Below are 14275 nucleotides of genomic sequence, written 5' to 3'. Positions count from 1 at the left end.
TCGCCGCGGTGTTGCCGAGCGAGAGGATCACCCTCGGATCATCGCTCCATCCGGCCGCCCCCGCCACGACCCCTGCCTCGTCACGTCCACGCTGCCCACCGTCGGGCATCCCACACCGTGCCGCCACGTCCACGCGGTCCCGGTGACGCCCCGCGCCGCCGCTCGTGACGACGCGCCCCGCAGAGAGATCGAGATGATGAAGCAGTTGGTGGAGAAGACCGGACGCGATTCCGCCGTCGCGCAAGAAGTGCTGCCCGGCGACCTGATGACCAACCGTCAGCGGGCGCAACTCGTCCTCGTGCTGGGCGCGTTGATCGCGATCGGGCCGTTGACCATCGACATGTACCTGCCCGCGCTACCCGCCATCACGGCGGGCCTGGAGACCACCGAGACCGCCGTGCAGTTGACGCTGACCGGCACGCTGGTCGGCCTCGCGCTGGGCCAGTTGCTGATCGGGCCGCTCTCCGACGTGGTCGGGCGGCGGGTGCCGCTGCTGGCCGGGCTGGCCGCGCACATCGTGGCCTCCGTGCTGTGCGTCTTCGCACCCAACATCGCGGTGCTCGGTGGGCTGCGCGTACTCCAGGGTCTCGGTGTCGCCGCCGCCACAGTGGTCGCGACGGCAGTGGTCCGCGACCTGTTCAGCGGCGCCTCGTTCGCCCGGATCTTCTCCCGGCTGATGCTCGTCATGGGCCTGGCGCCCATCCTCGCGCCGACCTTGGGCAGCGGCCTGCTGAGCTGGACCGACTGGCGGGGCGTCTTCGCGGCGCTGGCGGTGCTGGGCGCGCTGCTGATCGTCGTGGCCGCTCTCCGGCTGCCGGAGACCCTTCCGGTGGCGCGTCGGCGGCACGGCGGGGTGCGCGCCACCCTGCGCGACTACCGGGGCTTGGTCCACGACCGGGCGTTCGTCGGCCTGGTGCTGGTCGCCGGGCTGGCGATGGCGGCCCTGTTCGCGTACGTCTCGGGTTCGTCGTTCGTGCTCCAGCAGGAGTACGGCCTCGACGAGCAGCAGTTCGGCATCGCCTTCGGGGCCGGCGCGGTGGGCCTCATCGGGGCCACCCAGTTCAACGTTCGGCTGCTGCGCCGCTACACCCCGCAGCAGATCCTGGTCAGCGCCCTGATCGCCGGAACGGCGGCCGGCCTGCTGCTGGTCATGTTCGCGGCGACCGGCATCGGTGGCCTGGGCGCCCTGCTCGCGTCACTGTGGCTGGTCCTGGCCGCCGCCGGCCTGGCCCTGCCGAACGCGCCGGCGCTGGCCATGAGCCGGCACAGCGAGGCCGCTGGCACCGCCGCGGCGCTGCTCGGCGCGGTGCAGTTCGGCATCGGCGCGGTGTCGGCGCCACTGGCCGGTCTGTTCGGCACCGGGAGCGTACCGATGGCGATCGTCATCGCGGGCGGCATGGCCGCCGCGCTGATCGTCATGCTCCTCGTGGTGCCCCGCGCCAGCCTCGGCACCGTCGACAGGGATCTGGCGGTCGCGCTTCACTAGGCCGGAAGAGACGAAAGGGGCGGGCCGGTTCACCGGCCCGCCCCGATGATCAGCGGATCTCGGTGGTGTCCTCGGGGCGCGGTTGGCCGCGCGGTGGGGCGGACCAGGGTGATTCGCCACCCACCCGGCGGGGCAGCGGGTCGGTCGGTGTCGAGTCCGCCGGGTAACCCAGAGTGAGGGGCGCGGTGTCGCGCTCCGCAGGTGCGGGGGCCGGCCAGTCGGTCAACGTGAAGTCGTCGCTGCGGGGGCCGCCGTCCGACGCGGGGGTGGGCGTTACGGCCGGTTCGGTCGCCGGGCTCGGCCACTGCCGCCAACGCTGCTGGCTGAAGGTCGCCATCAGCAGCAGCAGGCCGAGCAGGAAGAGCGTGCCGTTCTCCACTGGCAGTCGCAGCGGCAGAGGATCGCCGAACACCTTCCACTCGTGCGGGATCGCGTTCCGCACCGAGAAGGGCGCCACGAACATCCCGACGTACGGGGTGACCAGCAGCGCACCGGCCACCAACGGGCCCAGCGGCGAGAAGCGCAGCGTGCCGAGCAGGCCCAGCAGGACACCGCCGACACCGAGGTACACGGCCGGCTCGATCAGGTTGGCGGTGTTGAACGTGCCGATCTCCACCCAGCGGTCGACCGTCCGGCTCGACCCGTCCTGCCCCAGTGTGACCAGCACCCAGGTGATGGGCGCCACCACCAGCCCGGCGAGGAAGCTCCAGAGATGTCGCATCCGCGCACCGTACCGTTTTCGACATGACTGAGCACCTCTCCGCCGCTCCAACCGGCAAGCCGACGTCGTACTCACGCGTCACTCTCAGCAAGATCATGACCGCGGTGGACGTCAACCTCTACGGCACCGTGCACGGCGGGGTTCTGATGAAGTTCGTCGACGACGTGGCCGGGGCCGCTGCCGCCCGACACAGCGGAGGGACCGCGGTGACCGCGGCGATCGACGAGATCGTCTTCTCGGAGGCGGTCCGGGTCGGTGACCTGGTGCACGCGCACGCCCAGGTGAACTGGACCGGCCAGACCTCCATGGAGGTGGGCGTGCGGGTGGTCGCCGAACGGTGGGACTCGGCCGAGGACGCGCCGGTCCGGGTGGCCACCGCGTACCTGGTGTTCGTCGGCGTGGACGTGGGTGGGGCGCCGCGCGCGGTCCGCCCGGTGCTGCCGGAGACGGCGGAGGACGAGCGCCGGTACAAGGAGGCGGAGATCCGCCGCGCGCACCGCCTCGCCCGCCGCCGTGCCATCCAGGCTCACCGCGCCGGCTGACCCACATGAGGTGGCGGGTTGGAGTGTGGGACGGGCACGCGTCGGTCGGCCTACCCGGTGCGCAGAATGGCGCTTCGAGGTAGGGCAAGATGGCGCCACGGCCCAGTCACAGTGTCGTGTCGGGCCAGGGGGAGGGTGGAGCAGTGGGTGACATGCTGTGGGCGCCGCCGGCGGACGTACGTGAGCGGTCCCGGATCGGTGCCTACCTGCGCTGGCTGCGGGAGCACCGCGGGTTGGACTTCGCCGACTACGACGCGCTGTGGCGCTGGTCCACCACCGATCTGGACGGGTTCTGGCGCTCGATCTGGGACCACTTCGAGGTGATCGCGCACACCCCGCCGACCGCCACGCTGGCCGAGCGGGGCATGCCCGGCGCCCGTTGGTTCCCCGACGCCACGCTCAACTACGCGGAGAACGTGCTGCGGATGCCGGGGCGGGCCGACGACGACCCGGTGGTGATCTCCCACGGGCAGACCCGTCCGCCGGTCACGTTGACAGCCGCTGAGCTGCGCGAGCAGGTCCGCCGGGTGTCGGCCGGGCTGCGTCGGCTCGGCGTCACCGCCGGTGACCGGGTGGCGGCGTACGCCCCGAACATCGCCGAGACGTACGTCCTGCTGCTGGCCACCGCCAGCCTGGGCGCGATCTTCTCGTCCTGCGCGCCCGAGTTCGGCACCCGTAGCGTCACCGACCGTTGGCAGCAGATCGAACCGACGGTGCTGGTCGCCGTGGACGGCTACCGGTACGGCGACAAGCCGGTGGACCGGCGTGCCGAGGTCGCCGCGATCCGGGCCGCCCTGCCGTCGCTGCGCCACACCGTCAGCATCGGCTACCTCGACCCGACGGGCCCCGCGCCCGAGGGCGCGCTGGGCTGGGCCGAGCTGGCCGCGCCCACCGACGAGCCGTTGACGTTCACGCCGGTGCCGTTCGACCACCCGCTCTACGTGCTGTACTCGTCGGGCACCACCGGGCTGCCGAAGCCGATCGTGCACGGCCACGGCGGCATCCTGCTGGAGCACCTGAAGATGCTCGCCCTGCACCACGATCTGGGCCCGGCCGACCGGTTCTTCTGGTTCACCACCACCGGCTGGATGATGTGGAACTTCCTGGTCTCCGGCCCGGCGGTGGGGGCGGCCATCGTGCTCTTCGACGGCAACCCGGGGGTCCGGGCGGAGCCGGGCCGGCCGGCCGAGCCCGACCTTGGCGGGCTGTGGCGGCTGGCTGCGGAGACCGGGACGACGTACTTCGGCACCTCCGCGCCGTACCTGCTGGCCTGCCGTAAGGCCGGGTTGGTCCCCCGCGAGGTCGCCGATCTGTCGGCGCTGCGCGGCGTAGGTTCCACAGGTGCGCCGCTGCCCGCCGAGGGCTTCCGCTGGGTGTACGAGACCGTCGGCGACCACGTCCAGCTCCAGTCGCTCTCCGGTGGCACCGACGTGTGCACAGGTTTCGTCGGCGGGGTGCCGCTGCTGCCGGTGTACGCCGGTGAGATCGCCTGCCGGGCGTTGGGCGCCAAGGTGGAGGCCCGTTCCGCCGACGGCACGCCGGTCATCGGCGAGCTCGGCGAGCTGGTGATCACCGAACCGATGCCGAGCATGCCGGTGGGCTTCTGGAACGACCCCGACGGCACCCGTTACTCGGAGGCGTACTTCGGCGTCTACCCGGGCGTCTGGCGGCACGGTGACTGGATCACCATCAACGAGCGGGGTGGCTGCGTGATCACCGGCCGCTCCGACGCCACCCTCAACCGTGGTGGCGTGCGACTCGGCACCGCCGAGTTCTACTCGGTCGTGGAAGGGCTCGACGAGGTGATCGACTCGGTCGTCGTGCACCTGGAGGACGACGAGGGCGGCGCCGGTGAGCTGCTGCTCTTCGTGGTGTTGGCCGAGAGTCTGGAGTTGGACGACCCGATGCGCGCGAAGATCTGCCGTGAACTGCGCACGGCGCTCTCACCTCGGCACGTGCCCGACGAGATCCACCAGGTGCGTTCGGTGCCCCGCACCCTCTCGGCGAAGAAGCTGGAGGTGCCGGTCAAGAAGATCCTTACCGGCACCCCGGTGGACCAGGCGGCGGCCAAGGGTGCCCTGGTGAACCCCGAATCCCTCACCGCCTTCGCCGCCCTGGCCCAACGCCGAGCCACCGACAGCACCCCCGCCTGACAGTCCCCCCGGCCGTCAGGCCCCGGCCCCCGCCCCCGGCTCGACCGACCCCAAGGCCAACCGGGGCGCGGCGGGCGGGTCACGGGAGGGTGTGGGTGACCTTTTCGGTGGCTTGGCGGCTGGTCAGGCGGGCGGGGTCCTGGTTGGCGCAGAGGACGACTGTGGCGGCCCGGGTCAGCGGGGCCAGCAGCCAGTCGACCGGGTCGGGGTAGCGGGTGGCGTCGACCAGGACCCGCGCGCCGGGCTCGATGCCCAATTCGGTGGCGCGGGCCTCGGCACGACTCAGCAGGTGCGCGTCGGTGGGCCCACTGCCGGATTGCGGCGTGAAGTGGTCACCGTGTCCGCGTACCTCGACGACGTAGTCGGCGAACCCGGGCGGCACCTGCCGAAGCGGGGCGGCGAGCGTGGCCAACCCGAGGGCGTACCGCTCGTCGGCGGACCAGGACTGCGCCTCGTCGAACTGGTCGGCGGCGGCGAAGAGCACCCCCACGTCGCCCGGCGTGTCGACGACGCTCAGCTTGGCCGACCAGCAGGCCAGCAGCACCGCCGCGGTCTGCCAGTGTGGCGGCAGCAGCACGCCGGCCGGGGTGCCCGGCGCGAGGCCGACCTCGTCGACGAGGAGGTTGGCGGTCTTCGCCACCCAGTTCGCCAATGTGACGCCGGAGAGTTCGGTGCGGTCGCCGGTGGCGTCGTCGTACCAGGTCAGCAGCGGTCGGGTCGGGTCGGTCGCGATCGCGTCGGCGAACACCCGGGCAATGTTGTCGGCCATCGGCGCGAACGATACGCCAGTGCGGGCCGTACTCGATGACGATGACAAGTCGGCGTACCGTCGGGTCGCAGTCAGCGTCGGCCCCGCGCCCCGGCGTAGGCTTTACCCCCGGAGTGTTGTTCCCCACAGGCCCGCCATACAAGGAGTCGCCCCGTGACCGCCGGTCGCCCGCCCCGCGTGCTCATCGACGCCACGAGTGTCCCCACCGACCGTGGTGGTGTCGGTCGATACGTCGACGGTCTGCTCGGTGCCCTCGGCAAGGTGTGCGGGTCGGGGGTGGAGCTGGCGGTGGTCAGTCTCCGCACCGATCTGGAGCGGTACACCCGCATGCTGCCGGGCGCGGAGATCATCCCGGCCCCGGCCGCCGTGGCACACCGTCCGGCCCGGCTCGCCTGGGAGCAGACCGGCCTGCCGCTGCTCGCCCAGCAGGTGGGCGCAGAGGTGCTGCACTCGCCCTTCTACACCTGCCCGCTGCGGGCCGGGTGTCCGGTCACGGTCACCGTGCACGATGCGACGTTCTTCACCGAGCCGGAGCATTACGACAAGTCGCGCCGCACGTTCTTCCGCAGCGCCATCAAGACCTCGTTGCGCCGCGCCAACCGGGTGATCGTGCCCAGCAAGGCCACCCGGGACGAGCTGATCCGGCTGCTCGACGCCGACCCGACGCGGATCGACGTGGCGTACCACGGCGTCGACCAGGCTGCCTTCCACGCTCCCACCGAGGAGGAGAAGGCTCGGGTACGTGCGCGTCTGGGGCTGGGCAACAGCAGCTACGTCGCCTTCCTCGGCGCCAAGGAGCCTCGGAAGAACGTGCCCAACCTGATCCGTGGGTGGGCGCGGGCGGTGGCTGACCGGGTCGACCCGCCGGCCCTGGTGATCGCCGGTGGGCAGGGGCACGACGAAGACATCGACCGGGCGGTCGCCGAGGTGCCCTCGCACCTGCGTCTGCTGCGCCCCGGCTACCTGCGCTACGCCGACCTGCCGGGTTTCCTCGGCGGAGCCCTGGTCGCCGCGTACCCGTCCTACGGCGAGGGGTTCGGGCTGCCGATCCTGGAGGCGATGGCGTGCGCCGCCCCGGTGCTGACCACACCCCGGCTCTCGCTGCCCGAGGTGGGCGGCGACGCGGTCGCGTACACCTCGGAGGACCCGGAGCAGATCGGCATCGACCTGGCCGCCCTGCTCGACGACGAGCAGCGGCGGTTGTCGCTGGCGAAGGCGGGGTTCGACCGGGCCAAGGAGTTCACCTGGGAGTCCAGCGCCGAGGTGCACATCGCGGCGTGGAGTCGCGCCCGTTCCTGATCCTTCGCGCCGCTGCGGGTGACCCGTGCCACTTTGGGCAGGTACGTCGGGCATGATGTGCGGATGCTCTATGCGGTCATTCCGGCAGGTGGCAGTGGCACGAGGTTGTGGCCGTTGTCCCGCGCCGGCCATCCCAAGTTCCTCCACCCGCTGACCGGCACCAGCGCCTCGCTACTCCAGGCGACAGTCGAACGGCTCGCGCCGCTGACCACACCGGATCGGACCCTTGTGGTCACCGGTGCGGCGCACGTCGCGGCGGTGGCACGGCAGCTGACAGTGCTGCCGGAGGAGAACATCCTGGTCGAGCCCTCCCCCCGGGATTCCTGCGCGGCGATCGCGTTGGCCGCCGCGGTGATCGCGACGCGTGACCCGAACGCGGTGATGGGCAGCTTCGCGGCCGACCACCTCATCCGCGACCCGGACAGCTGGGTCTGCACGGTCCAGGAGGCGGTCCGCGGGGCCGAGCAGGGCATGCTGATGACCGTCGGTATCACTCCGACCCGTGCGGAGACCGGCTACGGCTACCTGGAGACCGGCGATCCGACCGAGGGTGTGCCGTGGCGGCCGGTGGCCGAGTTCAAGGAGAAGCCCGCCGCCGAGGTCGCCGAGGCGTACGTCCGTTCGGGCCGGCACCTGTGGAACGCCAGCATGTTCGTGTGGCGGGTGGACGTCTTCCTCGCCGAGCTGGCCCGCCAGCAGCCGGCGCTGCACGCCGGCGTCGCCGCGATCGCCGCCGCCTGGGGCACCCCGGAGCAGGACGACGTCCTGGGCGCGATCTGGCCGACCCTGCCGAAGATCTCCGTCGACTACGCGGTGATGGAGGGCGCGGCCACTGCGGGTCGAGTCGCGACGGTGCCGGGTGACTTCGGTTGGAACGACGTCGGTGACTTCCACACCCTGGGCGACGTGCTGCCGGCCGACGACTCGGGCAACGTGGTGCTCGGCACGGAGGCCAAGCCGGGTGTGCTGCTGCGCGACAGCAGCAACCTCGTGGTCGTCCCGCAGTCGGGTCGGTTGGTGGCAGTGCTCGGTCTGCGCGACCTGATCGTGGTGGACACCCCGGACGCGGTGCTGGTCTGCCCGCGCGACCGGGCGCAGGACGTCAAATCCCTGGTCGACGAGCTCAAGGAGCGAGGCGAAGAGGGCTACGTCTGAGGGCGGCGAGGCCCGGTGCGATCAGTTGGACGGTCCCGCCGGCCAGCGGCTCGGGCAGCTGGTCCGGTGGGAACCAGCCCAGCTCCTCGGCCTCGTCGCTGACCTGCTCCACAGCCGAGGGCGGGGCGATCACCGCGAATCGGACGTCGTAGTGCGCCGAGCCGCCCTGACACTGCACCTGGTGCACGTCCACGTCGATCGGCACCGGGTCGATGCGCAGGCCGGCGATCCCCGACTCCTCGGTGGCCTCGCGGAGCGCGGCGGCGACCAGGGTCCGGTCGACCGGCTCGCAGTGCCCGCCGAGCTGCACCCAACGCCCGAACTTGACGTGCAGGCAGAGCAGCACCCGGGAGCCGGTGGAGTCCAACACCAACGCGCTGGCGGTGACGTGCCCGGGCCGGTGCTGCCGGCTCATCGCGACCGGGCCGGCGGCGAGCAGCGCGAGGGTCCGGTCCCGCGCGCTGGCCGCGTCCGGGCTGGTGGGCTGCCAGCCTTCCAGCAACGCGGTGGCGTCGGCGTGCAGCGCCTTGTACGCCTCGGGGTCGGTCGTCTGGGCGGTCGGGCCGGTAATCACGGTGTCGGGCACCCCGCCACTGTACGAGCGCGTGCTCCGTACGCTGGCTCGGTGACAATGCGACTCGTCGAATTCGTGGTGGCCGGCAACGAGGCCAGCGATCTGCTGCCGGTGCGGTCGGCGGCGCTGCTGCACGCGTACGCCGCCCGGCGGGGCTTCTGGACGGTCCTGGACGAGGGGCCGGTGGAGCGCTGCCTCGCGCTGCTGCTGGAGCGCGACGACGGGGAGTGGACGGCAGTGCACGTGCGGGCGGATGCCGGTGCGGAGAACGGGCGGACCGAGGACGGTGAGGCGCTCGCCCACCACGACGGCTGGGTGTACGTCTTCGGCTCCCACTTCGGCTCGAAGGCCGGCCCGCTGCGACCTCGGCGCGCCTTCGTGGCCCGGTTCCGCGAGGACGACGCGGCGGCCGGGCCGGTGCCCGTGCACGTGGTGCGCAACTCGTTTCGACTGCACCGGGCGGTGAACGACGCTCTCGCCGCAGCCCCGCTGACCCTCCTGCCGGCGGGGGAGCGGGTGCGGGAGCGGTTCATCGTGGAGACGCTAGCGCGGGGGACCGTCCGGGAGAAGAGCTGGGTGAGCCGGTTGGCCCCGGGCGACCTGCCGTTGAACGTGGAGGCCGCGGCGTTCACCCCGGCCGGGACGGTGCTGCTTGGGCTGCGTTTTCCGGTCACCGACGCCGGTGAGCCGATCCTGGTCGAGGTGGCCGGTGTGCCGGGCATGTTCACGGCCGAGCGGACATGGCCGCGGGCGTTGGGCGCGTACGTGCTGACGGCTGTCACTCCACCGGGGCAGCTGACCGGCTTCCGCGCGATCACCCCGACGGTGGACGGTGGGTACGCGGCCGTGATCGGCTCGATCGACGCGTTGGGCAAGGGGTCGGTCCTGCTCGACGACCATCCGGGTGGGGGTGCTGTCACCTCCCGGCACGTCCGCTTTCGGCTCACCGGTGGCGAGGCGGGCGACGGGCGGCGGCTCGTCGGGGAGCAGGTGGCGGACCTGGCCCCGTTTCACCACGTCGAGGGAGTGGCGGAGCTGGACGGGGTGTCGTTCTACGTCACGGACGAGGACCATCGGGTCGCGCTCTGGGTCGGCTGAGCCGGCGCGGGGGTGGGATGACCGGACGGCACCTCTGCGGAGCAAGGGCCGCAGACCCTCGTGGTGCCGTCCGATCACCGGGGCCTCCCCGGTCCCGGTGCCCCGGCAGCACGGGCGTCGAGGACGCGCGGCGCCGTGTTCGGGCATGGGAAGCATGCCCAACCGGCCCCGGAGGCGTCGAGGTTTTTCAGTCCAGGCTTAAAGATGGAGATTACTGCCGGCCAGGTAGAGTCGAACGGTCATCCGGCATCCCCCTGTCGGCGACACAGGAGCGCTCCATGCTGAAGATCCACTTTTCTGGGGAGGACATCCTCCGAACCCGGGTGGCGCCGGCGGCGGACCCGGTCTGGGAGCTGGTCCTCAGCCTGCACGTGCTGCGCGGCCGCACCCGCGATCCGCTGACCGCCAACTGGCGGCGCAGCGTGGCCCGGGATCTGCGCCAGGACTCCGCCTCCGAGCAGCTCCGCCTGCTCTTCGCGTTGAACCCGCCGCGTGGCTACTTCCCCGACTTCCTCACCCCGTACGCCAGCGTCGAGGGCTTCGAGGCCGGGCTGGACGCGCTGCGCCGTACCCCCACCGAGTTGCTGCACCGGGACCTGAGCGTGCTGGCCGCCGAGAATCAGCTTCCCTCCTCGGCGGCCGCGCTCGCTCGCGGTGAGGTGTCGGCACTGCACCACCTGGCCGAGTCGATGGAGCAGTACCGGTCGTTGGCGATCGGCCCGTACTGGAGCCGGATCCAGGCCGCGGTTGCGGCGGACCGCACGCGGCGGGCGCGGGCGCTGCTCGACGGCGGCGTCGAGGGCCTGCTCACCAGCCTCCGGCCGGCGATGCGCTGGGAGAGCGGGGTGCTGGAGGTCCGCAGCTACCCGCACAGCCGGGAGCTGCACCTGGACGGCCGTGGGCTGCTGCTGGTGCCGTCGTTCTTCTGCGCGGCCACCCCTGTCGCACTGCTCGACCCAGCGCTGCCACCGGTGCTGGTCTACCCGGTGGACCGGCTGGGCGCGCTGGTCCCCGCCGACGCCGGTGCCGCGTCCGGTGCTGCCCGCGAATCACTCGCCGCGCTGCTGGGCCGCACCAGGGCGGCGGTGTTGCAGGCCAGCGACGAGGGCTGCACCACAGGGGAAGTCGCCCGCCAGCTCAGCATCTCACCGGCGGCGGCGAGCCAGCACGCCACGGTGCTGCGCAACGCTGGTCTGCTGGTCAGCCACCGCGAACGCAACAGCGTGCTGCACACGTTGACCCCGCTGGGCCGGGCCATGCTGGACGCGTGACCCGGCCGTTCACACCGGCCGAGAGCGGTTCTACAGGGCGAGCGCGGCGCTCGCCGGGCTGCCGGGCGGTGGCGGCAACAGTGTCGACCCGACGCCCTGGGCGGCCAGGGCGACGCGCAGCCGGTGCAGGTCGGCGCCGAAACGGACCAGACCGAACGGCTCGACGGGCGTCGGTGCCGAGCCGAGCAGCAGGTCGGCGCCGTCCGGCCACCCGGGCATCTCGGCGACCAGACCGGCGCGTACCTCGGCCTCGTCGACCAGCGTGAAGACCGTGCCGGGGGCGACCAGCCCGGCGACCTCGTCGATCGCCCGTCGCACCGCGGTCAGGTCGGCCGGCGTCGGGCCGGGACCGTCGGTCAGGGTTGCGGCGTCGGAGAGCCCGGCGGCGCGTGCCTCGGCGGTACCGAGCGAGAACAGGTCCTGTGTCGCGTCGCGGATCAGCGCCCGCGCGCCACCGGCGTCGTCCGGGCTGGTGGCCGGCAGGTAGCCCCGCACCACAGCGACGGGCACCTGATCGCACTTGCCCTTGATCAGTTCGCCGGCACCCGCCAGCTCGTCCACAACTGCCATCTGGGTCAACTGCAACTCGTTGCCGTACGGGTCGACCTCGCCCCGGTGGTCGCGGATGGCCGGCATTCCGGCCACCCCGAGCGCCACGTCGGTGAGCCCGTTGCGCCAGGGCCGACCCATCGTGTCGCTGATGATCACGGCCAGGTCCAGGTCGTAGCGCTCCCGCAGGGTGTCCCGCAGAGCCCGCGCCGAGGCGTCCGGGTCGACCGGCAGCAGCACCAGTTGGGTCTTGTCCACGTTCGACGCGTCGATCCCCGCCGAGGCCATGACGAAACCGTGGTGGGTCTGCACGATCCGGGTCGCCCCCCGGCTGGCGACCACCCGGGCGGTCTCACCGGCCAGGACCTCGTCCCGGGCGGCCAGCCGTTCCGGCCCGTCCGCCGGCACGTTGACGAGCCGCCCCTCCGCCTTGGAAACGATCTTGCTGGTCACCACCAGCACGTCGCCGTTGCGCAGCCACGGCGCGGCGGTCGCGATCACCGCGGCCAGGTCGTCACCCTCGGTCACGTGGCCGATGCCGAGCACCGGCAGAATCTCCAACCTCACGTCAACTCCACCGCGGCGCGGACCATGGCCGCCGTCGCCGCCTCGTCGGTCATCCGCAGCGGCACCGCGCGGACCGTCACCTCGGGCACCACAGTGCCCGCGTCCTCCTCGGCCACCAGCCAACCGTCGAGCAGGCCGCCGCTCGCCCGGCCGCCGTAGAGCCGACCCACCCCCGCCGCGCTGCACTCCGTACCGAGCACGGCCAGGCAGCGGTCGGCCATGCCCCGGACCGGCGCGCCACCGATGATCGGGGAGACACCCACCACCGGCGCCGGGCCGTCCGCCACCGCCGCACGCAGCCCCGGTACGGCCAGCACCGGCGCGACGCTCACCACCGGATTGCTCGGCGCGATCAGCACCAGGTCGGCCGAGGCGATCGCGTCCAGCACCCCCGGGGCCGGCTTCGCCGTCTCCGCGCCGACGAACACGAAACGGTGCGTGGGGATGTCGGCCCGGTACCGCACCCACCACTCCTGGAAGTGGATCGCCCGCTGACCCTGGTCGTCCTCCACCACGGCATGGGTCTCCAGGCGGTCGTCAGTCGCCGGTAACAGGCGTACGCCCGGCTCCCAGCGGCTGGACAGCGCCTCGGTGACCGCGCTCAACGGGTAACCGCCGTTGAGCATGGTGCTGCGGACCAGGTGGGTGGCGATGTCCTTGTCGCCGAGGCCGAACCAGGTCGGCTCCGCCCCGTACGCGGCCAACTCCTGTTTGACAGTCCAGCTCTCGCCGACCCGACCCCAGCCCCGTTCCGGGTCGGCGCCCCCGCCGAGGGTGTACATGACGCTGTCCAAGTCTGGGCAGATCTTCAACCCGTGCAACCACAGGTCGTCGCCGACGTTGACAACGGCGGTCACCTCCGCGCCGACGTCACGGGCGTACGCCCGGACCCCGAGCAGGAACCGGGCGCCGCCGATGCCGCCGGCCAGAACCACGATGCGCATGTCGACCATCCTCGCGCACGTGACGCCTCCGATCCCTGGGTGGCCCGGGAGACTAGGCTCACGTGCACCCTGTCCGTTGATGCCCCGAGGGGGAGCTCGTGACCAGCCCCGCCGAGCCCGCGTCCGCCGACGCGACGCAGGCCCGCCAGCTGACCAAGCCACTACGGGAGCTCGCCGCGCTCGCGCTGCTTGGCGCCAACGCCGTGTTCCTCTTCGTGGGCCTGCTCCGGCTCATCGCCCCGAACGACTACAGCTCCTTCACCGACCGCGCGGGTAGCGCCTTCTACGCGTTCATCGGCGTGGAGGCGGTAGGCCTCCCACTGCTGGCGGTGCTGCTGGCCACGCACATCTCGCCGGTGTTGGCGAAGGCGAAGCTGATCACGCAGGCAGCTGTCGTCGAGTACGCGGTCAGCGCCCTGTTCGGCACGCTGACCATGCTGATCTGGACGGTGGGCCGGCTGGCCGAGGCCGAGGTGCTCGACGCGCTGCTCGGTGTGCTCACCCGGTTCGCCTGGATGGTGATCTTCGCGATCGCCGCCTGGGTGGTCTACACGATCTGGCGCGCCCACTACTACGTGCCGCGAGCCAAGCCGCAGCCGGGCGTATACGGCCAGCCCCAGCCGGGCTGGCCGCAGCAGCAGGGCGGTTGGCCGGCTCCGGGTCAGCCCGGCGGCCAGCCGCAGGGCGGATGGCCCGCTCCCGGCCAGCCTGGTGGTTACCCGCAGGCCGGTCAGCCGGGTGGTTACCCGCAGGCCGGGCAGTACGGCCAGCAGTCGCCGCCGTTCCAGCCCCCGCAGTCGGCCCCGCCGTTCCCGCAGTCCGCGCCGCCGCACCCGCAGTCGGCCCCGCCGTTCCCGCAGTCCACGCCGCCGTTCCAGGCGCCGCAGTCCGCGCCGCCGGCGAACCCCGCCTCCCAGTCGACGCAGCCGTCCCCGGCCGCGCCGCCGCCGTTTGGGCAGCCGCCGTCGGCCGACCCCACTCAGGCGATCCCGCGCCAGTCCGCCGACCCGACCGAGGTCATTTCCCACCCGGCCGACCCGGACGCCGACCGCACCCAGCACATCAAGCCCAACGACCACCCCGACCAGCCCCGCTGAGTCCGCCCCGATCAGCAGCCCAACCATGCGTCTGCTGGCTCCTGCCCGCG

13 protein-coding genes are annotated in these 14275 nt (G+C 72.4%); 8 read left to right on the top strand and 5 right to left on the bottom strand.

Annotation, left to right across the window (positions count from 1 at the left end; all coding sequences use genetic code 11):
• Positions 1-193 precede the first annotated feature (193 nt).
• A complete protein-coding gene (locus tag OG598_RS22215; RefSeq protein WP_328650907.1) occupies positions 194-1486 on the top strand; it encodes a multidrug effflux MFS transporter in 1293 nt (430 codons plus the stop codon).
• 49 nt (positions 1487-1535) lie between these two features.
• On the opposite strand, the gene OG598_RS22210 is transcribed toward OG598_RS22215, so the two are convergent.
• Positions 1536-2207, bottom strand: coding sequence for a hypothetical protein (locus OG598_RS22210; RefSeq protein WP_328650906.1), 672 nt, complete (start codon positions 2205-2207; stop codon positions 1536-1538).
• A gap of 23 nt (positions 2208-2230) precedes the next feature.
• On the opposite strand from OG598_RS22210, the gene OG598_RS22205 reads away from it, so the two are divergent.
• Both OG598_RS22205 and OG598_RS22200 read left to right on the top strand, forming a co-directional pair.
• Entirely contained in the window at positions 2231-2749 is a 519-nt protein-coding gene (locus tag OG598_RS22205) for an acyl-CoA thioesterase (RefSeq protein ID WP_091394150.1), read from the top strand.
• 143 nt (positions 2750-2892) lie between these two features.
• Positions 2893-4902, top strand: coding sequence for an acetoacetate--CoA ligase (locus OG598_RS22200; RefSeq protein WP_328650905.1), 2010 nt, complete (start codon positions 2893-2895; stop codon positions 4900-4902).
• A gap of 79 nt (positions 4903-4981) precedes the next feature.
• Here the strand turns inward: OG598_RS22200 and OG598_RS22195 are convergent, their stop codons facing one another.
• Positions 4982-5671, bottom strand: coding sequence for a TIGR03089 family protein (locus OG598_RS22195; protein WP_328650904.1), 690 nt, complete (start codon positions 5669-5671; stop codon positions 4982-4984).
• A gap of 153 nt (positions 5672-5824) precedes the next feature.
• On the opposite strand from OG598_RS22195, the gene OG598_RS22190 reads away from it, so the two are divergent.
• Positions 5825-6970: a glycosyltransferase family 4 protein gene (locus OG598_RS22190; RefSeq protein WP_328650903.1), complete on the top strand. Its 1146-nt coding sequence runs from the start codon at positions 5825-5827 to the stop codon at positions 6968-6970.
• A 63-nt stretch (positions 6971-7033) separates the two neighbouring features.
• Positions 7034-8125, top strand: coding sequence for a mannose-1-phosphate guanylyltransferase (locus tag OG598_RS22185; RefSeq protein ID WP_328650902.1), 1092 nt, complete (start codon positions 7034-7036; stop codon positions 8123-8125).
• Here OG598_RS22185 and OG598_RS22180 read toward each other — a convergent pair.
• Positions 8094-8711, bottom strand: a complete 618-nt coding sequence (locus OG598_RS22180; RefSeq protein WP_328650901.1) for an NUDIX hydrolase — start codon at positions 8709-8711, stop codon at positions 8094-8096. The genes OG598_RS22185 and OG598_RS22180 overlap by 32 nt on opposite strands.
• Before the next feature lie 39 nt (positions 8712-8750).
• Here OG598_RS22180 and OG598_RS22175 point away from each other — a divergent pair, with 39 nt between their 5' ends.
• Together OG598_RS22175 and OG598_RS22170 are read left to right on the top strand one after the other, a co-directional pair.
• Positions 8751-9797: a hypothetical protein gene (locus OG598_RS22175; RefSeq protein WP_328650900.1), complete on the top strand. Its 1047-nt coding sequence runs from the start codon at positions 8751-8753 to the stop codon at positions 9795-9797.
• Between the two features lie 278 nt (positions 9798-10075).
• Complete coding sequence (locus OG598_RS22170; protein ID WP_328650899.1) at positions 10076-11068, top strand: ArsR/SmtB family transcription factor; 993 nt, start codon at positions 10076-10078, stop codon at positions 11066-11068.
• A gap of 30 nt (positions 11069-11098) precedes the next feature.
• Here OG598_RS22170 and OG598_RS22165 read toward each other — a convergent pair whose 3' ends face one another.
• Together OG598_RS22165 and cofD are read right to left on the bottom strand one after the other, a co-directional pair.
• Positions 11099-12184 carry a coenzyme F420-0:L-glutamate ligase gene (locus OG598_RS22165; protein WP_328650898.1) on the bottom strand — a complete coding sequence of 362 codons (1086 nt, stop codon included), beginning with the start codon at positions 12182-12184 and terminating at the stop codon, positions 11099-11101.
• A complete protein-coding gene (cofD, locus tag OG598_RS22160) occupies positions 12181-13128 on the bottom strand; it encodes a 2-phospho-L-lactate transferase (protein ID WP_328650897.1) in 948 nt (315 codons plus the stop codon). The genes OG598_RS22165 and cofD overlap by 4 nt, the downstream gene beginning before the upstream one ends.
• Before the next feature lie 98 nt (positions 13129-13226).
• On the opposite strand from cofD, the gene OG598_RS22155 reads away from it, so the two are divergent.
• A complete protein-coding gene (locus tag OG598_RS22155) occupies positions 13227-14225 on the top strand; it encodes a hypothetical protein (protein WP_328650896.1) in 999 nt (332 codons plus the stop codon).
• Positions 14226-14275: the final 50 nt, after the last annotated feature.

Origin of the sequence: Micromonospora sp. NBC_00330, from assembly GCF_036136635.1 — a bacterium.
Lineage (GTDB): Bacteria > Actinomycetota > Actinomycetes > Mycobacteriales > Micromonosporaceae > Micromonospora > Micromonospora salmantinae.
This window is presented reverse-complemented; position numbering and strand designations above follow the sequence as displayed.

Coding starts and splice junctions, on each gene's coding strand:
- OG598_RS22215 (WP_328650907.1), top strand. CDS start 194: ATGATGAAGCAGTTGGTGGAGAAGACCGGACGCGATTCCGCCGTCGCG.
- OG598_RS22210 (WP_328650906.1), bottom strand. CDS start 2,207: ATGCGACATCTCTGGAGCTTCCTCGCCGGGCTGGTGGTGGCGCCCATC.
- OG598_RS22205 (WP_091394150.1), top strand. CDS start 2,231: ATGACTGAGCACCTCTCCGCCGCTCCAACCGGCAAGCCGACGTCGTAC.
- OG598_RS22195 (WP_328650904.1), bottom strand. CDS start 5,671: ATGGCCGACAACATTGCCCGGGTGTTCGCCGACGCGATCGCGACCGAC.
- OG598_RS22185 (WP_328650902.1), top strand. CDS start 7,034: ATGCTCTATGCGGTCATTCCGGCAGGTGGCAGTGGCACGAGGTTGTGG.
- OG598_RS22170 (WP_328650899.1), top strand. CDS start 10,076: ATGCTGAAGATCCACTTTTCTGGGGAGGACATCCTCCGAACCCGGGTG.
- cofD (WP_328650897.1), bottom strand. CDS start 13,128: ATGCGCATCGTGGTTCTGGCCGGCGGCATCGGCGGCGCCCGGTTCCTG.